This window comes from Herbiconiux sp. J20-20, assembly GCF_057365085.1.
Genome location: NZ_CP195122.1, coordinates 1,434,915 through 1,459,597, shown reverse-complemented (window position 1 = coordinate 1,459,597; position 24,683 = coordinate 1,434,915). Strand labels below are relative to the sequence as shown.

The 24,683-nt window shown below is 68.6% G+C and carries 20 protein-coding genes; 13 read left to right on the top strand and 7 right to left on the bottom strand.

From position 1 onward, the window contains the following. Positions 1–63: 63 nt before the first annotated feature. From ACR3ZA_RS06995 to ACR3ZA_RS06980, 4 genes are all read left to right on the top strand, one after another. Complete coding sequence (locus ACR3ZA_RS06995) at positions 64–483, top strand: pyridoxamine 5'-phosphate oxidase family protein (protein ID WP_473661278.1); 420 nt, start codon at positions 64–66, stop codon at positions 481–483. A 309-nt stretch (positions 484–792) separates the two neighbouring features. Beyond that, positions 793–2,127, top strand: a complete 1,335-nt coding sequence (locus ACR3ZA_RS06990; protein WP_473661277.1) for an extracellular solute-binding protein — start codon at positions 793–795, stop codon at positions 2,125–2,127. A 5-nt stretch (positions 2,128–2,132) separates the two neighbouring features. Beyond that, positions 2,133–3,035, top strand: a complete 903-nt coding sequence (locus ACR3ZA_RS06985) for an ABC transporter permease subunit (RefSeq protein ID WP_473661276.1) — start codon at positions 2,133–2,135, stop codon at positions 3,033–3,035. Position 3,036: 1 nt separating this feature from the next. After that, complete coding sequence (locus ACR3ZA_RS06980; protein WP_473661275.1) at positions 3,037–3,930, top strand: ABC transporter permease subunit; 894 nt, start codon at positions 3,037–3,039, stop codon at positions 3,928–3,930. 199 nt (positions 3,931–4,129) lie between these two features. On the opposite strand, the gene ACR3ZA_RS06975 is transcribed toward ACR3ZA_RS06980, so the two are convergent. The 6 genes from ACR3ZA_RS06975 to ACR3ZA_RS06950 all read right to left on the bottom strand — a co-directional run bounded on the left by ACR3ZA_RS06975 (position 4,130) and on the right by ACR3ZA_RS06950 (position 12,916). After that, entirely contained in the window at positions 4,130–4,399 is a 270-nt protein-coding gene (locus ACR3ZA_RS06975) for a hypothetical protein (protein ID WP_473661274.1), read from the bottom strand. Between the two features lie 478 nt (positions 4,400–4,877). Further along, the gene (locus ACR3ZA_RS06970) at positions 4,878–5,300 is read right to left on the bottom strand and encodes a hypothetical protein (RefSeq protein WP_473661273.1); all 423 of its coding nucleotides are present in this window, start codon (positions 5,298–5,300) and stop codon (positions 4,878–4,880) included. 66 nt (positions 5,301–5,366) lie between these two features. Continuing rightward, positions 5,367–6,179, bottom strand: coding sequence for a DNA-formamidopyrimidine glycosylase family protein (locus ACR3ZA_RS06965; protein WP_473661272.1), 813 nt, complete (start codon positions 6,177–6,179; stop codon positions 5,367–5,369). A 31-nt stretch (positions 6,180–6,210) separates the two neighbouring features. Then, positions 6,211–6,798 carry a thermonuclease family protein gene (locus ACR3ZA_RS06960; protein ID WP_473661271.1) on the bottom strand — a complete coding sequence of 196 codons (588 nt, stop codon included), beginning with the start codon at positions 6,796–6,798 and terminating at the stop codon, positions 6,211–6,213. Between the two features lie 38 nt (positions 6,799–6,836). Further along, positions 6,837–11,624, bottom strand: coding sequence for an ATP-dependent helicase (locus ACR3ZA_RS06955; RefSeq protein WP_473661270.1), 4,788 nt, complete (start codon positions 11,622–11,624; stop codon positions 6,837–6,839). Positions 11,625–11,653: 29 nt separating this feature from the next. Then, complete coding sequence (locus ACR3ZA_RS06950) at positions 11,654–12,916, bottom strand: substrate-binding domain-containing protein (protein WP_473661269.1); 1,263 nt, start codon at positions 12,914–12,916, stop codon at positions 11,654–11,656. Here ACR3ZA_RS06950 and ACR3ZA_RS06945 point away from each other — a divergent pair. From ACR3ZA_RS06945 to ACR3ZA_RS06905, 9 genes are all read left to right on the top strand, one after another. Then, a complete protein-coding gene (locus tag ACR3ZA_RS06945) occupies positions 12,899–13,651 on the top strand; it encodes a ThuA domain-containing protein (protein ID WP_473661268.1) in 753 nt (250 codons plus the stop codon). The two genes, ACR3ZA_RS06950 and ACR3ZA_RS06945, sit on opposite strands and share 18 nt — an antisense overlap. Next, the gene (locus ACR3ZA_RS06940) at positions 13,636–14,754 is read left to right on the top strand and encodes a Gfo/Idh/MocA family oxidoreductase (RefSeq protein ID WP_473661267.1); all 1,119 of its coding nucleotides are present in this window, start codon (positions 13,636–13,638) and stop codon (positions 14,752–14,754) included. The genes ACR3ZA_RS06945 and ACR3ZA_RS06940 overlap by 16 nt, the downstream gene beginning before the upstream one ends. Beyond that, positions 14,751–16,292 (top strand): sulfatase-like hydrolase/transferase, encoded by a 1,542-nt coding sequence (locus tag ACR3ZA_RS06935; RefSeq protein ID WP_473661266.1) that lies wholly within the window; start codon positions 14,751–14,753, stop codon positions 16,290–16,292. Before ACR3ZA_RS06940 ends, ACR3ZA_RS06935 begins: the two co-directional genes overlap by 4 nt. A 71-nt stretch (positions 16,293–16,363) precedes the next feature. After that, on the top strand, positions 16,364–17,503 hold the full coding sequence (locus ACR3ZA_RS06930) for a Gfo/Idh/MocA family protein (protein WP_473661265.1): 1,140 nt from the start codon (positions 16,364–16,366) through the stop codon (positions 17,501–17,503). 5 nt (positions 17,504–17,508) lie between these two features. Next, a complete protein-coding gene (locus ACR3ZA_RS06925; RefSeq protein WP_473661264.1) occupies positions 17,509–18,519 on the top strand; it encodes a TIM barrel protein in 1,011 nt (336 codons plus the stop codon). Between the two features lie 90 nt (positions 18,520–18,609). Continuing rightward, positions 18,610–19,917, top strand: coding sequence for an extracellular solute-binding protein (locus ACR3ZA_RS06920; RefSeq protein ID WP_473661263.1), 1,308 nt, complete (start codon positions 18,610–18,612; stop codon positions 19,915–19,917). 85 nt (positions 19,918–20,002) lie between these two features. Beyond that, the gene (locus ACR3ZA_RS06915) at positions 20,003–20,932 is read left to right on the top strand and encodes an ABC transporter permease subunit (RefSeq protein ID WP_473661262.1); all 930 of its coding nucleotides are present in this window, start codon (positions 20,003–20,005) and stop codon (positions 20,930–20,932) included. Beyond that, positions 20,929–21,762, top strand: coding sequence for an ABC transporter permease subunit (locus ACR3ZA_RS06910; RefSeq protein WP_473661261.1), 834 nt, complete (start codon positions 20,929–20,931; stop codon positions 21,760–21,762). The genes ACR3ZA_RS06915 and ACR3ZA_RS06910 overlap by 4 nt, the downstream gene beginning before the upstream one ends. Before the next feature lie 5 nt (positions 21,763–21,767). After that, positions 21,768–24,074 carry a family 78 glycoside hydrolase catalytic domain gene (locus ACR3ZA_RS06905; protein WP_473662294.1) on the top strand — a complete coding sequence of 769 codons (2,307 nt, stop codon included), beginning with the start codon at positions 21,768–21,770 and terminating at the stop codon, positions 24,072–24,074. On the opposite strand, the gene ACR3ZA_RS06900 is transcribed toward ACR3ZA_RS06905, so the two are convergent. After that, positions 24,043–24,675 (bottom strand): dienelactone hydrolase family protein, encoded by a 633-nt coding sequence (locus ACR3ZA_RS06900; protein WP_473661260.1) that lies wholly within the window; start codon positions 24,673–24,675, stop codon positions 24,043–24,045. The two genes, ACR3ZA_RS06905 and ACR3ZA_RS06900, sit on opposite strands and share 32 nt — an antisense overlap. Between the last annotated feature and the right edge of the window lie 8 nt (positions 24,676–24,683).

Below are 24,683 nucleotides of genomic sequence, written 5' to 3'. Positions count from 1 at the left end.
TCCGAGTTCACCACAGGACGTTCGGCACTGCCCGCATCCGCCGTGCCGCGGTGAACTGGGTGCATGAACGCTGCGATCCGAGATGCCTCCGCCGTCACGAGCGTGCTCACCGGTCCCGACTGCTGGGAGCTGCTGCGCGGCGCCGACCTGGCGCGCCTGGCCGTGGTGACGCCGGAGGGCGCCGACATCTTCCCGGTGAACTACGTCGTCGACGGGGAGACGCTCGTCTTCCGCACCGCGCCGGGCCAGAAGCTGCGGGAGCTCACCGCCGAACCGCGCGTCGCCCTCGAGGCCGACGGGGTCACCGGGTCGATGCGGTGGAGCGTGGTCGTGCGCGGCGTGGCCCACCGTCTCGACCGTGACGACGAGATCGAGGCGAGCGGAGTGCTCGCGCTGGTGCCCGCGAACCCGGCGCCGAAGCACAACTTCGTGCGCGTCAGCCCCGTCCGGGTCTCAGGCCGACGGTTTCCGACCCAGCGCTGATCAGCCCGGCGGGCGAGAAGGCGACGACGAACCCGTTGGCACGTCTCGGGTCCCCCGGCGATGGCGCGCCACTGAATGTCAGACCAGTAGTTCGTATTTCGACAGGGAATCAAAAGTTTCTCGACCAGGAATCGCGGCTATTGGGGCTGAATCAGGGTCAACGAAACCATCCTCAGAGAGGAAGATCTCCTGCACATCTGATGAATGGAAGCTAGACGCCCGAAAAATTTCTGAAAACCTTCGCATTATTGCGAACGGTACAGGCCATTCGTAGTGTGAGCCTCCTGCAGCACTTCATCGAGAGGAGCAATGATGCTCACGAAGTCCACATCCGAGACGGTCTTGTCGCGCAGAGGCGCGGATCGTCGTCGTTCGAAGGCCGCGGTCGCGGTCGGAGCCGCCCTCGCCATCGCTCTCGCGGGGTGCGCCCCCGCCAGCGACAGCGGATCTACTGAGGCCGCCACCATCTGGGCGGTCGGCAACACCTCCGCCACGATCCTCAGCCCGTCGCTGGAGGAGTGGAACGCGGCGAACCCCGACCATCTCATCGAAGCCGTTGACATGCCGGGCGATGAGTACAAGACCAAGATCCGAACCGCGATTGCCGCGGGTGCACCGCCGAGCCTGATCTTCAGTTGGGGTGGAGACAACCTGAAGACCTACGCCGAGGCGAACATCATCCTCGACCTCACGGACGCGATGTCGACAAGCTCGGAGAAGTTCCTCCCGTCGATCCTTGAGCAGACGATGGTCGGCGACAAGATGTACTCCGTGCCGATCAGCGGCGTCTCGCCGGTCGTGCTGTACATCAACGAGAAGGTGCTCGCGGATGCAGGTGTGGCTGTGCCCGAGACCTGGGATGATCTGCTCGACGCCGTTGAAAAGCTCAAGGCTGCGGGGGTCATCCCGATCGCCTTGGCTGGTGCGCAGAAGTGGACCAACATGATGTGGATGGAGTACCTGGTGGATCGCATCGGCGGTCCCGAGGTCTTCGAGGCGGTGCTCAATGAAGAGCCGGAGGCGTGGTCCGATCCCGCTGTGCTCGATGCCAGCGAGAAGATCCTCGAGCTCGTCAACGCGGGTGCGTTCGGCAGCAGCTTCGCGTCGGTCGAAGCCAGTTCCGGTGCCGATGCGGCGCTCGTCTACACCGGCAAGGCCGGCATGGTGCTCCAGGGTGCCTGGCTCTACGGCACGTTCCGCGACCAGGCCGCCGACTTCGCCGCCGCAGACTTGGGCTTCGCACCGTTCCCGACGGTCGCGGGCGGCACAGGTGATCCGTCGAACGTCGTGGGAGTTCCCTCGACCTATCTCTCTGTCTCCGCCGACGCGAGCGAGTCCGAGCAGGAGAGCGCTCTGGCGTATCTCGTCGAGGGCGTCTTCGATGAGAACTACGTTCAGCGCATGGTCGACTCGGGCCTCGTTCCGCCGATTGCCGGCATCGAAAGCCGCCTCGAGTCCGGATCGTTCGCGAGCTACAGCTACGGCCTTGCGGCGGAGTCCAAGAACTTCCAGGCCTCGTGGGACCAGGAGCTGCCCTCCGCTCAGGCGACGCCGCTGCTGTCCAATCTGGATCTGCTGTTTGCCGGAAAGCTCACGGCGAAGGAGTTCTCCGACGCCATGAACGCAACCATCGGACAGCGGTAGCCACCATGCGTTCTCCACGCCGGCCCAGCATCGCCCGTCGCGATGTTGGGCCGACGGGGTGGCTGGCCGCGCCTGCCCTGGCCTTCTTCCTCGTCTTCGCAGTGGTTCCGCTCGGCGTCGTGCTCTATCTCAGCCTCACCAATTGGAACGCGATCGGTGACCCGACGTGGGTCGGCTTGGAGAACTGGGACCGAATCCTGAACGACCCCGTGACCTGGGATTCGATCGGGCTGAGCATCAAGCTTGTGATCCTCTCGTGGATGGTGCAGACGCCGATCAGCCTGCTTCTCGGCGCCTACGTCGCGGGCGCGCAACGGCACCGAGCGGCGATGGCGGCGGTATTCTTCGTGCCGCTCATTCTGTCGTCGGCGGCGATCGGGATCGCGTTCAAAGCGATGCTCGATCCCAACTTCGGGCTGGGGGCTTCCACGGGACTCCCGTTCCTGCAGCAGGACTGGCTGGGCAACCAGGACGTCGTTCTGTACCTGGTCGTATTCATCACCGCCTGGCAGTTCGTCCCCTTCCACACGCTCCTGTATCAAGGAGGCATTCGGCAGATCCCGGCCTCCTTGTACGAGGCGGCGCAACTCGACGGCGCCGGCACGATCAAGCAGTTCTTCAACGTCACGGTGCCACAACTCCGCAACACGATCATCACGTCGTCGACGTTGATGGTGGTCGGCTCGCTGACCTACTTCGACGTGATCTTCGTGCTGACCGCTGGCGTGCCCAGTTCGGGGCTGCGCATTCTGCCGATTCAGATGTACATCACGGGGTTCTCGGCCAACCGGATGGGCGACGCCAGTGTGCTCGCGGTGCTGCTCGCGGTCTTCGGGCTGACGCTCGCGCTCGTGCTCACGCGACTCAGTGGGTTCGCCAAGATGACGAGCCAACAGGAAGGGGTCTGACATGACGACGATGTCGCAGGCCATCACGTCTGACCGCGGCGCGGGTACGTCACCTCGTCGGATTCCGGCCGGCCTCGGGAGGCAGCGTCCGAACATCCTCGGGACGGCACTCGCCGTCCTCTGGCTGGTGGTCGTCGCACTGCCGATCTACTACATCGTGATCACCAGCATTCGACCACAGGCAGGGTTCTTCTCTGCCAACCAGTTCGTTCCGCCCGCCAACCCCACGCTCGAGCAGTACGGGCTGGTACTGCAGAGTGACTTCACCCTCTACTTCGTGAACAGCGTCGCGGTCACCGCTGCGTCCGTGGCTGTGACGGTATTCATCTGCTTGATGGCGGCGTACGCGATGGTGCGCTCGCGTACCCGATTCCTCCAGGCCACCTTCAGCCTGTTCCTCCTTGGGTTGGCGATCCCGCTGCAGGCCACGATCATTCCGCTGTTCTTCATGATGGTGAATGCGGGGCTGTACGACACGCTGGCGGCGCTGGTGCTGACGTCGATCGGCTTTGCGATCCCCATGACAGTGCTGATTCTCGTGAACTTCCTGCGTGACATCCCGAACGAGCTGTTCGAGTCGATGAAACTCGACGGCGCCTCGCATTGGCGCATGTTGTTCACCCTGGTCGTGCCGCTGGCGCGCCCGGCGATCGTCACGGTCGGGCTCTACAACGCGCTTCACGTCTGGAATGCGTTCTTGTTCCCGCTCATCCTCACGCAGAGTCCGGAGAAGCGCGTTCTCCCGCTCTCCCTCTGGGCGTTCCAGGGTGAGTTCACGACGAACGTGCCCGGGATTCTCGCAGCCGTGGTGCTCTCGACGCTGCCGCTGTTCATCCTCTACCTGTTTGGGCGCCGACAGCTCATCGCAGGCCTGACGGCGGGGTTCGGCAAGTAGGTCGTGCTCCGAGCCTCGGTGGTCGATCCAGCGCCGATCAGCGCGGTTCGCGGATGACGACGGCGGTGCGCGGCCCACGCCGCTCGCAGGAACCAGCGCGGCGGCACGGGCGGAGGCGTGCGTGTCGATTCGGCGCTCACGCCGCGTGCGACACCGCGGGCTCCCGCTGGGGGAGCGGAAGCCCGCGGTGTGCAGCACCTCATCGCGGAGGCAATGACATCAGCGCGAGGCGCTGAGCCGCGAGCTCGCGCGACTCGGTCGCGCGTGCCTGCTCGATGCGCGCCCGCTGCTCTTCACGGCTGCGGTACGGGCGTCGGCTCCAGGTGATGAGCAGGATGCCGAGGCGCAGCGCCGCGCGGTCGAGCAGACCGACGCGTCGGACCGGTCGGTCGAGGCGCGCCGGGGCGGCCTCCGCGTGGGGCGGGTGCTGGTGGATGTGTTCGGCCGGGGCCGAGGTGGTGATGGACATGCGTGTTCCTCGCAGAATCGGTCGCGCTGCCGCCGTGGCAGCGCAGTCGACGGGGTGCCGCTCACGGCGGCGGGTGGGAGCGACCTCATCGGAGCGACGAGCGCATCGACGGATCGTGGACGGGACGAGAGACCGAGGCGCCACGAAGGGTCGCCCGATCGGGGGCTTCGAGAGCGTCGTCACCGCGAGACCGGCGACGAGTGAAGCGTCGCGTCAGCCGCGCGTGAGAACGCCGACGAAGCCAGCGGTGCGAGGACGGGTGATTCCCGTGATGGTGATCATCATCAGCTGACTCCTTTCAGATTTCGGCAGCAACGAAATATAACGCGTGATCTGAGCAAAGCGCAACGACGACTTCCGCGTCGTGATCGTTCCGCAATCTTCCGCGGATCCTGCCCCGACACAGCAAGGCCGGGGCAGCCATCCGATGAGGCGATGGCCGCCCCGGCCTTGTGCCAGGGGGTGAGGGGTCGACGACTCAGCTGTCGTCGGAATCGGTGTCGGCGTCGGGCGCGGAGCCCGGGCCGCCTTGGCCTCCGTTCATCTCGCCGGGACGGTCGCCCGCGCCCGCGCCCGCGCCGGCGTCATCCGGAAGCGCGGGGCGCTCGCCGGCGTCGACGCCGGCCGTCACGGCCGGACGCTGGTCGGCGGCGGAGGTGCCGATGAAGAAGCCGCCGGCGCCGCCGGCGGCGACGCCGACGACGAGTGCCGCGGCGGCGATGAGGGAGGTCACCAAGACGGTGGGCTTGGCTCGGGCAGGCGCCGCGGGGGCGGCAGTCGCCGGCGCGTCGGGGGTCGCGTCAGCGGCGGGTGCTGGCGGGGCGGCGGGGGCCGCGGTCTCGGCAGCGGGGGCAGCCTCCTCCGGCTCCGGAGGAGTCTCAGACTTCGGTGAAGTGGTCATGACACGAGTGTCGAGCGGGGCGCTATGCCCACTCGATGAGCAGGCTGGATGCTTGCTGTGACCGATTCAGCGCTGGCAGTGCGGGCACCAGGTGACCTCGCGGTCCTGCTCCGCGTGCGCGGCTGAGACCTCGGGTCCGAGCCGGCCGCCGTGGATCGTCGTGCCGCAGCGCCGGCACGATTGCCCGGCGCGTCGATACACCCACGTCGTCTGGCCGCGACGCAGGTCGCCGGTCGTGCTGCGGGTCGTGCGGTCGCGATTCGCCACCAGGAGCCGGCGCGCAAGATCGACGATCGCGGCCGCGTCGGTGTCGCCCATCGGCCGGGTGGGCAGCACACCGCGCAGAAAGCACAGCTCGTTCGCGTAGACGTTGCCGATGCCCGCGAGGTTGTGCTGGTCGAGCACCGCGACGAAGACCGGAACTGCGGGCCGCGCCGCGAGTCGGGCGGCAGCCTCGGCGGCGTGATCCGCGCCCCAGTCCGGGTCGAGCAGATCGGGGCCGAGGCGCTCCCGGACGGTGTTCTCTTCGGTGCGCAGCATCACCTCGAGCGTGCCCAGCTCGAATCCCACGGACTCGAGCGACTCGGTGCGCAGCACCGCGCGCGCGAGGTGCGCCGGGCGGTCCCAATGCGCATCCGCGTCAGCCCACCTCGGGTACAGCTGCCAGGAGCCCTCCATCTTCAGGTGCGAGTGGATGCTGTACTCGCCCACCCGGTGGAACAGGTGCTTGCCGACCGCGACGACCTCGTCGACGGTCTCGCCCGCAAGGTCGAGCGTGGCGAATCGCGGCACCCGGAAGTCGCTCGCCGTGAGCACGGAGCCCGCGAGTGCGGCGTGCTGACCGCGAGCGCTGCGGTGGACGGTGTCGCCTTCGGGCATGGTGTGCGAAGGCTACCGCAGGCCGCCGAGACTACGGCGTGCCGCATTCACCCCACAGTCCGAGCCCGGCGCGCGCGGCGTCGTGCTCGGCTGCGAGCAGCGTGTCGTAGTGCCGGTCGTTCGGCGCGATGCGGATCGCCTCGGCGAAGCCGCCCTCGACGAGCGCCAGGTTGATGAACTCGCCGCCCTCCGTCCACAGGTAGAACAGTCGGCGGTCGTAGTCGTCCCAGCTGTCCTCATCGGCGGCAACCCAGAGCGTCGACCCGAGCGGCGCGAGGCGTGCGAGCTCATCCTCGGCCTCGGCGCCGTAGCACTCGAGCTGCGGGTAGACCTCGGGCGTATCGATGCCGATCAGACGGACCGCGATCGGGCGGGTCGTCGTGACCAGGTCGCCGGGCTCGTCGGTGGAGAGCTTCAGGGTGTCGCCGTCGGTGATGGATTCGACGCGCATCGCGATGGCGTCGGCAGGGATCGGGATGCCCTCCCGCTCGCCGCCGTCGCTCGCGGCCGGGGCGGCGGGCTGGCTGGCATCCGGCCACTCGAACGAGGCATCGCTCACGGCGACGATGAGCAGCGCCGCCACGCCCACGGCGAGAACCACCCCGATCACACGCTTCACACATCCAGGCTAGGCGGTGCGAGGCGGCGGCCGGTCGGTCAGCCGCGCAGGCGCATCCCCTGCGGGGTCGCGGCGAAGCCCGCCGCCTCCAGCAGTCGACCGAACTCGGTGCCGACACTGAACTCGGCGTCGACCTTCTCGACGCGGAGCCGTCCGCCGGTGGCCCGGATCGTCTCGGCGAGCGATCGGGCGGCAGCGCCCAGGAAGGCGCTTCGCGACTCCGCGTCGTCCGCCTCGGCGCTCGGGTCGGCGAAGGTCAGGACGGTCTTGCCGCCGCGTTCGACATAGAGCGCGAGCGCGCCGTCGACCAGCACGACCAGGGCGCCGGCCTTGCGGCCCGGTCGGTGCCCGGCGGTCTCCGGCCACGGCAGCGCGGCTCCGTAGGCGTTCGCGGGGTCGGTCGCGGCCAGAGTGAGCGCGGTCGGGTCGGCTGCGGCGCCGGAGCGCGAACGATCGTCGGCGTGCGCGCGCAGTCGATCCACGGTCGCGGGGGTGGCGAACTGCGCGGCGCCGAGCCCGTCGATGAAATACCCGCGCCGGGTGCGGCCGGTCTCCTCCAGCTTGCTGAGCACGCGGTAGGCCAGCGCGAAGCCGCCCACGACGCCCTCCGACTGCACGGCGCCGCGGGTGACCACGCCGTGCCGTTCCAGCAGGTTCTCGGCGAGGGCGCTCGCGCGTCTCGTCGCGTCGGGGGACGGCTCCGGCAGCAGGCTCCAGCGTCCGGCGAGCGTCGGCGGGCTCGACAGCGCGAGCGACGAGGCGACGCGGGCCCGAGATCGGGCGGGTCGGCCCCGCGGCGTCACGCGGGCGCGCGTCGTGGTGGCGCCAAGCCGGGCGCGCACCGGCGCCAGGGTGTCGTTGCCGACGATGCCCGCCCAGGCGAGCTCCCACAGCGCCTCGGCGAGCTCCTTCTCCGGGACCGGCGTGCCGCCCGGCTCCGCGGTCGCGGTCTGCAGCTGCCGCAAGAAGAACGCGCCGCCGCCGGCCAGGGAGGCGAGGATCCGCGCCTGCACGTCGTTCGGCTCGGCGCGGATCGCCGCCGCCGCGGGCGACTCGACGAGCGTGAGCGGGGCGAGGTCGGCGAGGTGCAGCGAGAGCCAGCCGTCGCCGCCGCTCAGCGCGCCGCCGCCCGCCCACAGCACCTCGCCGCTCGTCGTCAGCTCGTCGAGCATGGCGGGGCTGAAGTCGCGCACGCGCGCGGGAAGCACGAGGCTCTCCCACGCGGAGGCGGGAAGGGCCACCCCGGCGAGCTGCTCGATGGCGGTGAGGACCCCGTCGATGCCGCGCAGCCCGCCGCGACCGGGGGCGGCGACCTGCTGCCACTCGGGCAGGAAGCGAGCGAGGGCGCGCTGCGGCACCGGCTCGACCTCGTGACGCAGCGCCGCGAGCGAGCGGCTGCGCAGGCGCCGCAGCACCTCGGTGTCGACCCACTCGCCGCCGCTCGCCCCGGGTCGGAACTCGCCCTCGACAGCCCGCCGGTCGGCGGCGAGCCGCTTCAGCGCGTCGGTGACGACGGCGACGCCGAGCCCGAATCGGATGGCGACGTCGTTCGCGGTGAACGGGCCGTGGGTGCGCACGTAGCGGCTGATGAGGTCGCCGACCGGATCCTCGACCGGGTCCAGAAACGCGGTGGGAACGCCGATCGGCAGCGGCACGCCGAGCGCGTCGCGCAGGCGGCTCGCATCCTCGACCGTCGCCCAGCGTGCCTCGCCTGCGATGGTCGCGCGAACGACCCGGTTGGCACGTGCGAGCGCCTCCAGGCTCGCGGCGATGTCGACGCCGGGGTCGGTGCGCTCGCCGAGTTCGGCTGTCGAGAGCGGGCCGAGCAGCCGAAGCAGGTCGACCAGGCCCTCGGCGTCCTTCGCGTGCCGTTCCGGGTCGAGCCGCTGCAGTTCGCGCTCGGTCTGGACGATCACCTCAGGGTCGAGCAGTTCGCGGAGCTCGGCGCGACCGAGCAGCTCGGCGAGCAGCGCCGGGTCGAGGGAGAGCGCCGCCGCGCGGCGTTCCGCGAGGGGGGAGTCGCCCTCGTACATGAACGCAGCGACATATCCGAACAGGAGTGTGCTGGCGAACGGCGAGGGGGAGTCCGTCTCGACCTCGATCAGGCGCACTCGACGCTGTTGGATCCGCTGGGTCAGCGCGGTGAGGGCCGGCAGGTCGTAGACGTCCTGCAGCACCTCGCGCACCGTCTCGAGGATGATCGGAAAGCTCGGGTACTTGCGCGCCACCTCGAGCAGCTGGGCGCTGCGCTGCCGCTGCTGCCAGAGCGGGGAGCGCCGGCCCGGGTTGCGGCGCGGCAGCAGCAGGGCGCGGGCGGCGCACTCGCGGAAGCGCGAGGCGAACAGCGCCGAGGAGCCGACCTCCTCGGTGACGAGCGCGTCGAGCTCCTCCGGTTCGAACTGGAACAGCTCGGCGCCGGGAGGCTCGGCGTCGGTCTCGGGCAGCCGCACCACGATCCCGTCGTCGCCCGCCATTGCGGCCGATTCGACGCCGTGGCGTTCGCGGATGCGCGCGTTGACCGCGAGCGCCCACGGTGCGTGCACGGGCATGCCGTACGGGGAATGCAAGACCAGGCGCCAGTCGCCGAGCTCGTCGCGGAAGCGCTCGACGAGCAGCGTGGTGTCGCTCGGCACTGTGCCGGTGGCCTGCTTCTGGTCGGCCACGAACCCGAGCAGGTTGTCGACCGCCCACGGGTCGAGGCCGGCCTGATCGAGGCGCTCTCGGATGGCGGACTTCTCGCCGCGCGCGTTCGCGAGCTCATTCGTGAACGCGCCGATCGCCTCGCCGAGCTCGGCGGGGCGGCCCAGCCCGTCGCCCTTCCAGAACGGCACGCGCCCCGGCTGCCCGAAGGCGGGGCTGACCAGCACGCGATCGGAGGTGATCTCCTCGATGCGCCAGCTGGTGGCGCCGAGCGCGAAGATGTCGCCGACGCGAGACTCATAGACCATCTCCTCGTCGAGCTCCCCGACCCGGCGCCCGCCGCCTGAGCTGGTTGAGCCGCCTGAGCCGGTTGCGCCGCCTGAGGTGGTTGAGCCTGTCGAAACCTCCGACCCCACAATGAACACCCCGAACAGCCCGCGGTCCGGAATCGTCCCGCCGCTCGTCACGGCGAGGCGCTGCGCTCCCGGGCGCCCGGTGAGGGTGCCGGCGACGCGGTCCCAGACGATGCGCGGGCGCAGCTCGGCGAACTCGTCGCTCGGGTAACGCCCCGAGAGCAGGTCGAGGGTGGCCTCGAATGCCGAGCGCGGCAGGGTCGCGAACGGCGCGCTGCGGCGCACCGTGTCGAACCAGTCGTCGACGGTCAGCGGGCCGCCCGGGTTCTCGAGCGCGACGGCGGCGACCGTCTGCTGGGCGAGGATGTCGAGGGGGTTCGCGGGCACCTTCAGCGCCTCGATGAGGCCCGTGCGCATCCGCTCGCTCGCGACGGTGGTGTGCAGCAGGTCGGCGCGATGCTTCGGGTAGAGCACGCCCTTCGAGATCTCGCCCACCTGGTGTCCGGCGCGACCGACGCGCTGCAAGGCGCTGGCGACGCTCGGCGGCGCCTCGACCTGGATGACGAGGTCGACGGCGCCCATGTCGATGCCGAGTTCGAGGGAACTGGTCGCGACCACGCAGCGCAGACGGCCCGACTTCAGGTCGTCTTCGATGATCGCGCGCTGCTCCTTGCTGACGCTGCCGTGGTGGGCGCGGGCGAGCACGAGGTCGGCGCCGGAGGTCTGCCCGGATGCCCCCATCATCTCGGCGGGCGGAGCTGGTCGAGTAGGCGACGGAGTCGCCGTATCGAGGCCTGCGGGGCTGGGTTTCGATACGCGATCCTGCGGATCGCTACTCAACCCGCTCGAATCGAGCGGTTTCGATACACCGCCTTCGGCGGCACTCGACCCGCTCGGGTCGAGGCGCTCGGCGTAGACCTCGTTGAGGCGCGCGGTGAGCCGTTCGGCGAGGCGCCGCGAGTTGGCGAACACGATCGTGGAGCGGTGCTTCAGCACCTCGTCGACGATCGACTCGTCGACGTGCGGCCAAATCGAGCCGGCGCTCTGCAGCCCCGTCTCGCCCGCGGCGGTCGGCTCGGTGCGGCGCACCCCCAGCTCGCGCATGTCCTCGACCGGCACGACGACGCGCAGCTCGAAGGTCTTCTGCGCCGGCGGGTTGACGATCGTGACGGGCGCGCGACCGCCGAGGAAGCGCGCCACCTCATCAAGGGGACGCACCGTCGCCGACAGGCCGATGCGCTGCGCGGGGCGCTCCAGCAGCGCATCCAGCCGCTCCAGCGACACCGCCAGATGGGCTCCGCGCTTGGTGGCCGCCACCGCGTGAATCTCGTCGATGATGACCGTCTCCACGTTGGCGAGGCTCTCGCGCGCTGAACTAGTGAGCATCAGAAACAGCGACTCCGGCGTCGTGATCAGGATATCGGGGGGCTCGCGCTGCAGCAGCCGCCGGTCGGCGCTCGAGGTGTCACCCGAGCGCACGCCGACCTCGATCGGCGGCGCCTCGACGCCGAGCCGGCGCGCGGTCTGGGTGATGCCGACCAGCGGTGAGCGCAGGTTGCGCTCGACATCGACGCCGAGCGCCTTCAGCGGTGAGATGTAGAGCACGCGCGTGCGGGCCCGGCGCTGCTCGGGCGGTGGCGTGGTGGCCAAGCGGTCGAGGCTCCACAGGAACGCCGAGAGCGTCTTGCCGGATCCGGTGGGCGCCACCACCAGGGCGTGCCCGCCGGCGCTGATCGCCTCCCACGCGCCAACCTGCGCCGCGGTCGGCTCCGGGAACGCGCCGGAGAACCACTCCCGCGTGGCGGGAGAGAAACGCTCGAGCGCGGCGTGCATCCCCCTATTGTCGCTGGAGCCGCCGACGATCAGCTCGGCTGGGCCGGGGCAGCGGTGCTTTCCCGCGTCACGAGGGTCGTCGCCAATTCGGTTCGGATGTTGTCGACCGGCCCCGTGGATCTGAGGCGAAGGATCAGGCGCGTCGCCGCGCTGGCGATGTCGGCGAGCGGCTGGCGAATGGTCGTGAGCGGCGGATTGGCCAGCTCCGCCATCGGCAGATCGTCGTAGCCGATGATCGAGATGTCGTCGGGGATGCGAAGACCTCGGCGCTGGACGGCGCGGTACGCACCGAGCGCCTCGAGGTCGCTCTGAGCGAAGATCGCGGTCGGCGGCCGGGGCAGGTCGAGCAGCGCGTCGGCTCCGGCGATGCCTGCCGCGACGGTGAAGTCGCCCGCCACGATCAGGTCGGGGTCCAGGGTGACCCCCGCGGCGTCGAGAGCGGACGAGTATCCCGACAGGCGAGCGCGCGCATTTCGCATTCCGCGAGGCCCGCAGATCGTGCCGATCCGGGTGTGTCCGAGTTCGAGAAGATGGCGGGTCGCCATCATCCCGCCGTCCCAGTTTGCGGTTCCAATCGTCGGCAGATCAGGAGGTGGGTCTCCCGCCGGGTCAACGACCACGAACGGGATGTTCCGGGTGCGCAGTCGCCGCTTTTCGACGTCCGACAGGCTCGAGAAGACGAGAATCACCCCGATCGGTTGGCGCCGCATCACGCCATCGAGCCACGTTTCCGGCTGTGCGTCGAACGTGCCGCTGATCGTGACGACGGTGCTGATTCCTTCGGCGCGGGCGATCGCCTCGACGCCGCGCAGCAGCTCGACCGCCCAGGGCCCGAGCCTCTCGAAGACGACCTCGATCAGCTCACCGTGGGGTCGAGGATCCCCCCGACGCGAGTAGCCGAGCGACGACAGTGCGCGTTCCACGTGTCGGCGTGTCTCGTCGGAGACATCGGGCTTGCCGTTCAGGACCTTCGAGACGGTCGCGACGGAGACCGCAGCCTCGCGGGCGACAGCGGTCAGCGTGGGCCGGGGCTTGCCGTTGACCATCACGTTCCTTTCGCCACGGCGCTGCAAGTTCGCAGTCCGATTCGTCATTGATTCGGCGAGGAATGGCATCCCAGCAGATGCAGATGCGCATATCTCCCCGGAAACAATAGCGCCTGCACGACCGCAACGTTCGAAAATTTTCTGTTCAATGACGAATTGTTGCGGGCGCTTTTTCGCGTTCGTAGAGTGAGCTTCTGCGAAACCCCGCTCTACCTGACGGAAGCAACGATGCTGAACAATCACCACTCGGACGGGCCTGGCCCCCACGACTCCCCGCCGCGCGGCGCGGCGACCAAGCAAGCGCTGATCGTGCGCGGCGGCTGGCCCGGACACTCGCCGGTCGAGGCGACGGACGCCTTCGTGCCGTTCCTCACCGCGAACGGCTACGAGGTTCGAATCGAGGATTCGCCAGCGGTCTATGCCGATGCGGCGGCAATGAACGAGGTCGACCTCGTTCTGCAGTGCATCACCATGTCGACCATCGAGCCGGAGCAGTTCGAGGGACTCGAATCAGCAGTTCGCCGAGGCGTCGGCCTGGCCGGATGGCACGGCGGCGTCGCCGACTCGTTCCGGAATACCTCCGAGTACCTGCAGCTGGTTGGCGGCCAGTTCGTGAAGCACCCGCCGAAGCCCGAGCACGAGCGCGTCGGGGATCCCAGCGACAACATGGTGCCGTATCGAGTCGAGCTCACCGCAGCCGGGCGCGAGCATCCGGTGATGCAGGGGATCGACGACTTCGAACTCGTCACCGAGCAGTACTGGGTGCTGACCGACGACTACAACGACGTTCTTGCCACGACCACGCACCCCGCGAAGCCAGGCGACGCCTGGAACCGGCCGGTCACGTGCCCGGCCGTGTGGACGCGGCAGTGGGGCGAGGGTCGGGTCTTCGTCGCGACACCCGGTCACACCCCCGAGGTTCTTGAGGAACCGGCCGTGCGCACCATCATCGAAAGGGGACTCCTGTGGGCAAGCCGCTAGCAGTCGGAATCGTCGGCCTCGGCAAGATCAGCGATCAGTACTTCGCCACGCTCACGCGTCGCGACGAGCTCACCATCGCCGCGGTCGCCGATCTCGATCACGACCGGGCGCGAGAGGTGGCCGAACGGCTCGGCGTACCCGCACTCTCGGTCGATGAGCTGATGTTGGCACCCGAGGTCGACGCCGTGCTCAACCTGACGATCCCCGCAGCGCACGCTGAGGTGTCGCTTCGAGCCATCCGCGCCGGTAAGCACGTCTTCGTCGAGAAGCCGCTCGCGCTCGAGACTCGCGATGGCGAAGAGCTCCTGCGCGCCGCCGACGCCGCCGGGGTCCGCATCGGCTGCGCCCCCGACACCATCCTGGGCACGGGCGTGCAGACGGCGATCGAAGTCCTCGACCGGGGTGACATCGGAACACCGATCGGCGCGGCGGCCGTCTGGTCGGCACCCGGTCACGAGCTCTGGCATCCCTCGCCGAAGTTCTACTATCAGCCGGGTGCGGGGCCGCTGCTCGACATGGGCCCGTACTACATCACGGCGCTCATCTCGATGCTGGGACCCGTGATCCGCGTCGCGGGGCACGCGGCGCGCTCGACGCGCGCACGCAGCGTCGCGACCGGGCCGCTGGCGGGCGACGCCGTCCCGGTCGACGTCGATACCCACGTGAGCGCGATCCTGGTGCACGAGTCCGGAGTCTCCTCGACGGTGACGATGAGTTTCGAGGTCTGGGCAAGCCGCATGCGAGGGATCGAGGTCTACGGCACGGACGGCACGCTCGGCGTCCCCGACCCGAACCGATTCGCTGACCCCGTCGAGGTGTTCCGTGCGGGAGCTGCCGACTGGGAGCAGGTGCCGGAGCTCGCCGGCTACGTCAACGGAGGGCGAGGACTGGGCCTTGCCGACATGGCAACCTCGATCGCCGCGGGTCGCCCGCATCGGGCATCCGGGGAGCTTGCGCTCCACGTGCTGGAGGTCATGAACTGCGTGCTCGAGACCGGGCGCGAGGGAGGGATGCGAGAGCTCACCACCTCGGTGGAGCGTCGCTCCGCACTTCCCCTGATCCCCGACTCGGAGTCGGTTGCGACGAGCGAGGTGCCCGCATGACCGAGTCCCGTCGACCCAACGTGCTGTTCGTCATGACCGACCAGCAGCGTTTCGACACTCTCGCGGCCCTGGGCAACGCTGAGATCTCGACGCCGAATCTCGACCGGCTTGCCGCGCGCGGTGCTGTGTTCGACAACGCGTATGCGACCTGCCCGGTCTGCGTCCCGTCGCGCTACTCGATTCTCTCCGGCGCCCAGCCGACGCAGACCGAGGTGTACGAGAACGGTGTCAAGGACGGCGCGCACGAGCGCATCGTCGAGCGGGTCGGGCCCTACCTGGCGACCACGATGGGCGAGCTCGGCTACCGAACCTGGGGTGTGGGCAAGTTCCATACGATTCCGTGGAACGCCGAGCTCGGCTTCGACCTGCAGCTGCGCAGCGAGGAGCTCTATTTCGAACCCGAATCGCGCCAGGGCGACGACTACGCGGCGTTCATCGCGAACGAGCACCCGGAGTACAACTGGATCGAGGCGCTCATGGGTGAGCGCACCGACATGTATTACATGCCGCAGATGAGCGCCATGCCCGCCGAGATCACGGTCGAGGCGTGGGCCACGGATCGCGCGATCGAGCAGCTCGCGGTGGAGGATGAGCGCCCGTGGTTCGGCTACGTCTCCTACATCGGGCCGCACCCGCCGTTCGCGCCGCCGCTGCCGTTCAACCGCATGTACGACCCTGACCGGATGCCCCTGCCGGTGTCGGGCGATCTCGCCGTCGACCACCTCGACCAGCAGATCCCGTGGATGAACCATGCGGTGTACGCCGAAGACGTGGATGACCACCGCGCGCGTGCCTTGAAGGCTCGCTACTACGGCGAGATCAGTTACATCGATGCCTGCATTGGACGTCTGCTCGACGCGCTCGATGAGTCCGGCCAGGCCGACAACACGCTGATCTGCTTCTACTCCGACCACGGCGATCTGCTCGGCGACCACACCGGCTGGCAGAAGGAGAGCTTCTTCGAGGCATCGACGCGCATTCCCTTCCTGCTGAGCTGGCCGGGCCAGATCGCTCCCGGCGATCGACGCGACGAGCTCACCTGTCTGGTGGATCTCTTCGGCATTGCCACGACCGCGGCCGGCTCGCCCGAGCTGCGTCAGGGTGCCGACATCATCGGCGGGATCTCGGACGCCTCCCGACACCGTGATCTGCTCCTCGGGTACCACGGGAACCCCGGAACCGAGCGGTTCAAGGCGATGGTGCGCCGCGGATCGTACAAGCTCATCTGGATGGCGAACGGCGACCACTCGCTGCTGTTCGACGTCGAGTCGGATCCGCACGAGCTGAACCCCATCCAGGACGCTCACCCCGAGATCGTCAGCGAACTCCGCGCCGAACTCGTCGCGGCGCTCCGCGCCGATGAGGTTGAGGAGGCCTTCGACGGCGATGCGCTGCGGGTCTTCGACTACACCGTACGGCCGCTCGTGCGCATCGACCAGTTCGATGTCTCCCGCGGTGTGCGGGGCTTCCCCGCGCGTCCTGCCGATGTGCACTACGAGCCCGCAATGGCGAACTCGAAAGAGGAGAAGGACCAGTGAGCACGGCGTCGGAGTCCGCTCGTCAACGTGCTGGCGAACGTCATCGGGTTGCACTGATCGGAACCGGGTTCATGGGGGTTGTGCACTCCCATGCCTGGCGCACCGTGAGCCACGTATTCCCGACCGCCTCCGTCGAGCGCACCGTGATCTGCGGTCGTGACGCGGAGCGCACGACGGACGCCGCGGCGAAGCTCGGATGGGCGGAGGCGGCGACCGACTGGCGCGAGGTCGTCGAGCGCGACGACATCGACATCGTCGACATCTGCACGCCGGGCGACTCCCATGCCGAGATCGCCGAGTCGGCGCTGGCCGCCGGCAAGCACGTCCTCTGCGAGAAGCCGCTGGCCAACACCGTGGCGGAGGCCGAGCGCATGGTCGACGTGGCGCGCGCGGCGCGCACCCGCGGAGTTCGTTCGATGGTGGCGTTCAACTACCGACGTGTCCCCGCGCTCGCGTATGCGCGGTCGCTCATCGCGGACGGTCGACTCGGTCAGATCCGCCACGTTCGCGCCCACTACCTCCAGGACTGGATCGCCGACGAGACGTTTCCGCTCGTGTGGCGCCTGCAGAAGGACAAGGCCGGCTCGGGTGCGCTTGGCGACATCGGCGCCCATGTGCTCGATGCGGCCGAGTACCTCACGGGCGAGACGTTCGAGGACGTCTCGGCCATGCTGCACACCTTTGTCACGCAGCGGCCCCTGGCCGATGCGTCGCACGGGCTGAGCGCCAGCGGTTCGGAGCAACTCGGGGAGGTCACCGTTGACGACGCGGCGCTCGTCCACGCGCGCATGTCCGGTGGAATCGTGGCGGCGCTCGAGGCGACCCGCTTTGCCACCGGACGCAAGAACGGGATCCACATCGAGATCAACGGCTCGCTCGGCTCCGTCTACTTCGACTTCGAATCGATGAACGAGCTGCAGTTCTATGACGCAACCGTGCCGTCGGCGGAGGCCGGGTTCCGGCGCATCTACATGACCGAACCGGACCACCCGTACGCTGCGGCCTGGTGGCCGCCGGGCCACGGTCTGGGCTATGACCACGCCTTCGTTCACGAGCTCGCCGACTTCCTGGGCGCGATCGAACGGCACGAGGATCCGACACCGTCCTTTGAGGACGGCTTGCGCGTGCAGCGCATTCTTGACGCGATCGAGCGCAGCGCACACGACGGCTCGGCATGGACGGCCGTCTCGGCCGCGCACGGAGAGGACTGATCACGATGCCACGACCGGTCACACTGTTCACCGGCCAATGGGCCGACCTTCCGTTCGAGGAGGTGGCTCGGCTCGCGGGCGAGTGGGGTTTCGACGGACTCGAGATCGCCTGCTGGGGCGACCACCTTGATGTGGTTCGCGCGGCGAACGACCCGGAGTACGTTGCCGATCGCAAGGCGATCCTGGAACGCCACGGACTGAAGGTCTGGGCGATCTCCAACCATCTCGCCGGGCAGGCCGTCTGCGATGACCCGATCGACGAGCGGCACCGCGACATCCTGCCGGCACGCGTGTGGGGGGACGGCGAACCGGAAGGTGTGCGCCAGCGCGCGGCCGAGGAGATGATCGCGACGGGGCGTGCGGCCGCGGCGCTCGGCGTCTCGACGGTGGTCGGCTTCACCGGTTCGTCGATCTGGAAGGCGGTCGCGATGTTTCCGCCCGCTTCTCCGGAGTACATCGAGCGCGGGTACGCGGACTTCGCGAGCCGATGGATGCCCATTCTGGATGCGTATCAAGAACTCGGGGTGACCTTCGCGCTCGAGGTGCATCCGTCGGAGATCGCTTACGACTACTGGACGGCGAAGCGCACGCTCGACGCGATCGAGCATCACCCGAGCTTCGCGTTCAATTTCGATCCGAGCCATTTCGTCTGGCAGCAGCTCGACCCGACGATGTTCGTGCAGGACTTCGCCGAGCGCATCGCGCACGTCCACTGCAAGGAGACGGCGACGGCGTTCAACGGGCGCAACGGTCGGCTCGGCTCGCATCTGCCGTGGGGAGACCCGCGACGCGGCTGGGACTTCGTGTCCACCGGGCATGGTGACGTTGCGTGGGAGGCGATCTTCCGCACCCTGAACGCGATCGGCTATGCCGGCCCGACGAGCGTCGAGTGGGAGGACGCGGGAATGGACCGACTGGTCGGCGCTCCGGAAGCGCTCGAGCTCGTTCGTCGACTCGGAAGGATCACGCCGCCGGCAGCGGCGTTCGACGCAGCCTTTTCCGGGCCGCCGTCGTAGCAGAGGAAGGTGTCACCGCACCGTAGCTGCACCCCACCGCCCGGTGGTTCCGGGCACTCCATACGAAATCATTACGAAGAGGTAATCACAGTGTTCACACATTCGAAGAAGCTCCTGGGTGCGGTCGCCGCCGCCTCGGTTGCCACGCTCGCGCTTGCGGGCTGCACATCGGGCAGCGGCGAGACCGACGGGCCGGTCCAGATCACCTACCTGACGTGGAGCGACGAGACCGGAGTCAACCAGGCCAACGCGCTGATCGAAGCCTTCGAGACCGCCTATCCGGACATCTCCGTCACGCTCGACACGTACCCGGCGGGCGCCGAGGGCGACAACCTCATCAAGACCCGTCTGGCGACAGGTGAGATGGCGGACGTGTTCCAGTACAACTCCGGTTCTCAGCTCCAGGCGCTCAACCCGGACCAGACGCTGCACGACCTGTCGGGCGAGTCGTGGATGTCGGACGTCCACGAGGACTTCCAGGCCGCGGTGTCGACGGACGCAGGGATCTACGGCGCTCCGACCGGCGCTTCTCGCGCCGGCGGCTTCGTCTACAACAAGGACGTGTACGCCGAACTCGGTCTGGACGTGCCGACCACGTGGGATGACTTCATGGCGAACAGCCAGGCGGTCAAGGACGCAGGCATCACCCCGATCTTCCAGGCCTACGGAAGCACCTGGACCTCGCAGCTGATCGTGCAGGGGGCGTTCGCGAACGTCACGCAGGTCGACCCTGACTGGGCCGCTCAGTACACGGCCGGCGAGGTGAAGTATGCCGACCAGCCGGCCCTCGAGAGCTTCCAGCACCTTGAGGAAGCCGCCAAGGCCGGTCTGTTCAACGAGAACTACCCCTCGGCGACTCACGACGAAGGGGTCGCGGCGGTGGCCAACGGCACGGCGGCGCACTACCCGATGCTCACGAACGTCGTGCTCAACAACGTGCGTCAGAACTTCCCGGACGCACTCGACTCGCTCGGCGTGTTCCCGATTCCGGCGGACGACGCCGACGCCACCGCGTTGACGATCTGGGCGCCGAACGCGCTGTATGTTCCGACTACGACCGACGGCGCCAAGTTGGAGGCGGTCAAGAAGTTCGTCGCCTTCTTCAACTCGGCCGAGGGCTGCGAACTGCAGAACGCCACGGCGCCGGGCGGCCCCTACATGATCAGCTCGTGCAGCCTTCCGGAGGATGTCGCGCCGATGGTTCTCGACGTCCAGGAGTGGGTCGACGCCGGCAAGTCGGGCCTCCAGCTGTCCTTCCTCTCACCGATCAAGGGCCCGAACCTGGAGAACATCCTGGTTGAGGTCGGCTCGCAGATCATCGACGGCGAAGACGGGGCGAAGGCCTACGACGCCGACTCGAAGAAGCAGGCTCAGCAGCTCGGTCTGTCCGGCTGGTAATCGCCGCGCACCATCATGCCGGGAGCCCCCGGCGCGGGGTCGGCGGTGGCCGTGCCGCCGACCCCCAAGATCAAGGAGAAACCCCATGTCTCAGGTTGACGTGTCGCCGTCCGGCGTCTCGGTGGCCGCCGTGACACCGGCGCGACCGCCCCGGCGTCGGATGCGAAGCCCGTATCCGACCTGGTTCCACTTCCCGGCGGCGGCGCTCTACATCACGCTCTTCGCCGTCCCGACGTTCGCGTCGTTCTACTTCGCGCTGACACGGTGGACGCTCTTCGACGTGGAGTTCATCGGGCTGGACAACTTCGTGCAGTTCTTCGCCGAGCGGCAGTTCGTCCAGGCGTTCTTCAACACCTTCATCTACGCGGTTGTGACCTCCGGAAGCAAGGTGGTTCTCGGCTTCGCACTGGCGCTCCTGCTGTCGTCACAGATCCTCGGCCGGGGGTTCCTCCGCTCGACGGTCTTCTTTCCGGTGCTCGTGTCGACGATCGGCGTGGGGCTCACCTTCAAGGTGCTGCTCGATCCCTTCGATGGTGTGCTGAACGGCTTTCTCGCGTCGGTCGGGATCGACGGCCCGGGCTGGCTCACCGACCCCGATACCGCTCTGCTGACGGTGGCGGCGATCGACATCTGGAAGGGTGTCGGCATCGCGACGCTCATCTTCATCGCGGGCATCGCGGCGATCCCGCACGAGTACTACGAAGCGGCGCGCGTGGATGGCGCCAACTCGTGGCGGCTGCTTCGGCACATCACCCTGCCGTTGGCGCGGCCGGCGACCGTGACCGTCGTGATTCTGTCGCTCATCGGAGGGCTTCGCTCGTTCGACCTCATCTGGGCGACGACCGGTGGCGGGCCTGGGTTCTCGAGCGACGTCCTCGCTTCGGTGATCTACAAGCAGTATCAGTCGGGCTTCTACGGGCTTTCGACAGCGGGCAACGTCGTGCTGTTCCTCGTCGTCGCGGCCGTCATCTTCCCCCTTTCGCATTACCTGAATCGTCGGACGGTCGAACAATGAGAGCAACAGCAATTCGCGGCCGCATCGTCGGCGTCATCGCGATCTTGGTCACGGTGGTGGTGTTCATCGTCCCGTTCGCGTTCATCTTCGTCACCGCGGCGAAGACCGCTCCCGAGGCGAATCTTCTCGACTTCACGCTGCCGACCGAATGGGCGCTCTGGGAGAACCTGACGACGGTGCTCACCACCCGCGACGGCATCGTCGTGCGGGCCTTCATCAACAGCACCATCATCACGGTGGCCGCCGTCAGCCTGAAGGTGCTTCTGGCGGCGATGGTCGGCTACGTACTGCAGCGGCGGAAGTCGCGGATCAACGGACTGATCAACTTCTTCGTGCTGGCCGGTCTGATCATCCCGCCCGCGGTCGTCCCGACGATCTGGGTGCTGCAGAGCCTCGGCCTGTTCAAGACCATTCCGGGCCTCGTGCTCATCGAGGCGACGTTCGGGATGTCCTTCGGCATTCTGCTCGTGCGCGCGTTCGTCGCGTCGATTCCGCGAGAGCTCGACGAAGCGGCGATCATCGATGGCGCAGGACCGATCCGCCTGTTCTTCCAGGTGGTGCTTCCGCTTCTGAAGCCGGTTCTCATCACGATCGTCGTGGTGCAGGCGGTGGCGGTGTTCAACGAGTTCCAGAACGCGCTCTACTTCCTGCCGGGCGCCCAGAACGCCACCGTCCAGCTCACGCTGTACAACTTCTCGTCTCAGGAGTTGAGTCAGTACAACCTGTTGTTCATGGACATCCTGTTGATCACGATCCCCCCGCTCGTGATGTTCATCTTCTTCAACCGGCAGATCGTCGCGGGCATGACGTCCGGAGCGATCAAGGGGTGAGCGACATGCGGGCGCGCTTCATCGCCGCCGAGGCCGAGCCGGACAGCGCCCCGGTCTTCCGTCGGGAGTTCCGATGCGACTCGGGGCACGGAGCACTGCACTCCGCACGACTCCGGCTGAGCGCGCTGGGCATCTGCGAAGCCTGGATCAACGGTGCGCGGGTGTCCGACGACGTCCTGGCGCCCGGGTGGACGAGTTACGAGTGGCGTCGGCACTTCGTCGAGTACGACGTCACGGAGTCGGTTCGAGACCACTCGGCGATCGCGATCATGGCCGGGAACGGCTGGCATCGCGGCCGTCTCGGCTGGATCGAGACGCAGCGCTACGGCGACGAGCTGGCCGTGTTCGCCGAACTCCGATTGCGGTTCGCCGACGGCCACGAACAGGTGGTCGGCACCGACAGATCCTGGCGGGTCGGGCCGAGCTCGGTGCTCGCGAACGACTTCTACGACGGCCAGACGATCGATGCGCGCCGCGTCGATGGCGCGTGGAAGAGCGTGGGATTTGCGGATGACGGCTGGGGCGAGGTTCGCCCGCTCGGCGGCCACCTCGACGCGCTGACGCCTGACCCCGCGCCGCCGGTGCGTCGCATCGCAGAGTTCGAGCCCGTCGCGGCGTGGCGCAATCCTGCGGGCAACCTGATCGTGGACTTCGGTCAGAACATCGTCGGCTGGGTTCGGCTGCACGTGCGGGGCGACGAGGGCGCTGAGATTGTGGTGCGCCACGCGGAGGTCCTGGAAGCCGGCGAGCTCTGCACCCGGCCGCTGCGCTCGGCGCAGGCGACGGACCGCTACATCCTGAGCGGCGGGGACGACGTCTTCGAGCCGACGTTCACATTCCACGGATTCCGCTACGCCGAGATCTCCGGCTGGCAGGGCGCGCTCGACACCGTCGCTCCAGCGGCCGTCATGGGAGTCGCCATCTCCTCGGACCTGCGCCGGCTCGGTCACTTCGAGTGCTCTGACCCTGACCTCACGCGCTTTCACCAGAATGTGGTGTGGGGGATGCGGGGCAACTTCGTCGACATTCCGACAGACTGCCCGCAGCGCGACGAGCGGCTCGGCTGGACGGGCGACATCTCGGTGTTCGCCCCGACCGCCGCGTTTCTCTTCGACGTGAAGGACTTCCTCGCCGACTGGCTGGTCGACGTGGGCTTGGAGCAAGCGCATCACGGCGGCGTCGTTCCCTACACGGTGCCCGACGTTCTCAAGCGGACGCTCGACCCGCGGAAGGGCCCGCCCCGGGGGGAATCGGTCGCGATCTGGAGCGACGCGATCGTGTGGGTGCCCTGGGCGCTGTGGGAGGCATACGGCGACCCCGAGGTTCTGGCGGCCGCATGGACGTCGATGGTGTCGCACGCGCGACACGTGGCGTCGCTGCTGTCGCCCGCCGGAGTGTGGGACAACGGCTTTCAGTTCGGCGATTGGCTCGACCCCGATGCGCCGCCGGACCGCGCCGGCGATGCCAAAGCCGACCGCGGCGTCGTCGCGACCGCATGCGCGTTCCGCACCGCGATGCTCGTCGCGGCGACCGCACGGGTGCTCGGCCACGAGAGCGAGGCGCGCGAGTTCGACGAGCTGGCGACGCGGCTCCGCGATGCATTCCATCGCAGCTACGTGCGAGGTGAGCGCATCCAGAGCGACTGCACGACCGTGTACTCGCTGGCGATCGCCTTCGGGCTCCTGGGGCCCGAGCAGCTGCGCTGGGCAGGATTGCGCCTGGCAGAACTGGTCGAGGCCAGCGGCTTTCGCATTTCAACGGGCTTCGCGGGGACCCCGTTCATCGCAGATGCGCTGACGGCGACAGGACACGTGTCCGTGGCATATCAGCTCCTGCTGCAGCGCGCGTGCCCCTCATGGCTGTATCCGGTGACGATGGGCGCGACCACGGTCTGGGAGCGCTGGGATTCGATGCTGCCCGACGGCAGCATCCACCCCGGGTCGATGACCAGCTTCAACCACTACGCGCTCGGGGCGGTGACCGACTGGATGCATCGAACCGTCGGCGGGCTGGCGCCGCTCGAACCCGGGTACCGCCGGATCCTCGTCGCCCCGCGCGTCGGCGACGGCCTCGACTGGGCGCGCGTGAGGCACGACACGCCCTTCGGGCTCGCCGAAGTGGGGTGGAGCAGGCGCGACGACGCCATCGCGCTGGAAGTCCTGGTGCCCGAGGGGGCGACGGCCGTCGTGCAGTGGCCTGAGACGGCGGACATCGAGCTCGCACCGGGCGCCCACTCGATCGCGCTGCCGCTCGTCGGGGTCCACCCGTGCGGCGCCCCGGCTACGTCAGACGTGCACGCAGAAACGCGGTGATGTCGCCGAGCTCGTCGTCCGAGATCGAGTGCGCGAGCCCGCGGTAGGAGCGCACCGTCGCGTCGGTGTTCTCGCCGAGCCAGCCGGCGGTGTACTCGAACATCCGCTGCGGCACGATCATGTCGTCGAGGCCGTAGCCGAGGAAGACCGGCGGGCGCTGTTCGGCGAGGGCGGCATCCGCCGGCTCGGGGCGCGGGAAGGCGCCGCCGGAGAGGGCGACCGCGTAGTCGACCAGCCCCGGATGCCGCCGCATCGTCAGCAGCGACACCATCGCGCCCTGCGAGAAGCCGAGCACTCCGACGCTCGAGGCGCCCTCGGACGCCGTGGCAAGCCACGCCGCGAACGCGTCGGCGCCGGCCGCGGCGCTCTCCACCCGCTCCTCGAGCGGAAGCGCCTCGTGCCGCGGAAACCAGGCGAAGCCGGGAGGCTCGGGCAGCGGTGCGCGCACCGCCGCGATCGTGAACTCGGTCGGCAGGTACGGAGACAGCGCGAAGAGGTCGCCCTCGTGGCTGCCGAGGCCGTGGAGCAGCACGAGCAGCGGGGTGCCCGCCCGCTCAGCTTCGGGGCGAGACCAGATGACCGCGTCGGAGTCGAGTTGCATGTCTCCAC

Coding starts and splice junctions, on each gene's coding strand:
- ACR3ZA_RS06925 (WP_473661264.1), top strand. CDS start 17,509: ATGCCACGACCGGTCACACTGTTCACCGGCCAATGGGCCGACCTTCCG.
- ACR3ZA_RS06900 (WP_473661260.1), bottom strand. CDS start 24,675: ATGCAACTCGACTCCGACGCGGTCATCTGGTCTCGCCCCGAAGCTGAG.
- ACR3ZA_RS06905 (WP_473662294.1), top strand. CDS start 21,768: ATGCGGGCGCGCTTCATCGCCGCCGAGGCCGAGCCGGACAGCGCCCCG.
- ACR3ZA_RS06980 (WP_473661275.1), top strand. CDS start 3,037: ATGACGACGATGTCGCAGGCCATCACGTCTGACCGCGGCGCGGGTACG.
- ACR3ZA_RS06935 (WP_473661266.1), top strand. CDS start 14,751: ATGACCGAGTCCCGTCGACCCAACGTGCTGTTCGTCATGACCGACCAG.
- ACR3ZA_RS06970 (WP_473661273.1), bottom strand. CDS start 5,300: ATGACCACTTCACCGAAGTCTGAGACTCCTCCGGAGCCGGAGGAGGCT.
- ACR3ZA_RS06995 (WP_473661278.1), top strand. CDS start 64: ATGAACGCTGCGATCCGAGATGCCTCCGCCGTCACGAGCGTGCTCACC.
- ACR3ZA_RS06930 (WP_473661265.1), top strand. CDS start 16,364: ATGGGGGTTGTGCACTCCCATGCCTGGCGCACCGTGAGCCACGTATTC.
- ACR3ZA_RS06965 (WP_473661272.1), bottom strand. CDS start 6,179: ATGCCCGAAGGCGACACCGTCCACCGCAGCGCTCGCGGTCAGCACGCC.
- ACR3ZA_RS06910 (WP_473661261.1), top strand. CDS start 20,929: ATGAGAGCAACAGCAATTCGCGGCCGCATCGTCGGCGTCATCGCGATC.
- ACR3ZA_RS06945 (WP_473661268.1), top strand. CDS start 12,899: ATGCTGAACAATCACCACTCGGACGGGCCTGGCCCCCACGACTCCCCG.
- ACR3ZA_RS06975 (WP_473661274.1), bottom strand. CDS start 4,399: ATGTCCATCACCACCTCGGCCCCGGCCGAACACATCCACCAGCACCCG.
- ACR3ZA_RS06915 (WP_473661262.1), top strand. CDS start 20,003: ATGTCTCAGGTTGACGTGTCGCCGTCCGGCGTCTCGGTGGCCGCCGTG.
- ACR3ZA_RS06985 (WP_473661276.1), top strand. CDS start 2,133: ATGCGTTCTCCACGCCGGCCCAGCATCGCCCGTCGCGATGTTGGGCCG.
- ACR3ZA_RS06990 (WP_473661277.1), top strand. CDS start 793: ATGATGCTCACGAAGTCCACATCCGAGACGGTCTTGTCGCGCAGAGGC.
- ACR3ZA_RS06955 (WP_473661270.1), bottom strand. CDS start 11,624: ATGCACGCCGCGCTCGAGCGTTTCTCTCCCGCCACGCGGGAGTGGTTC.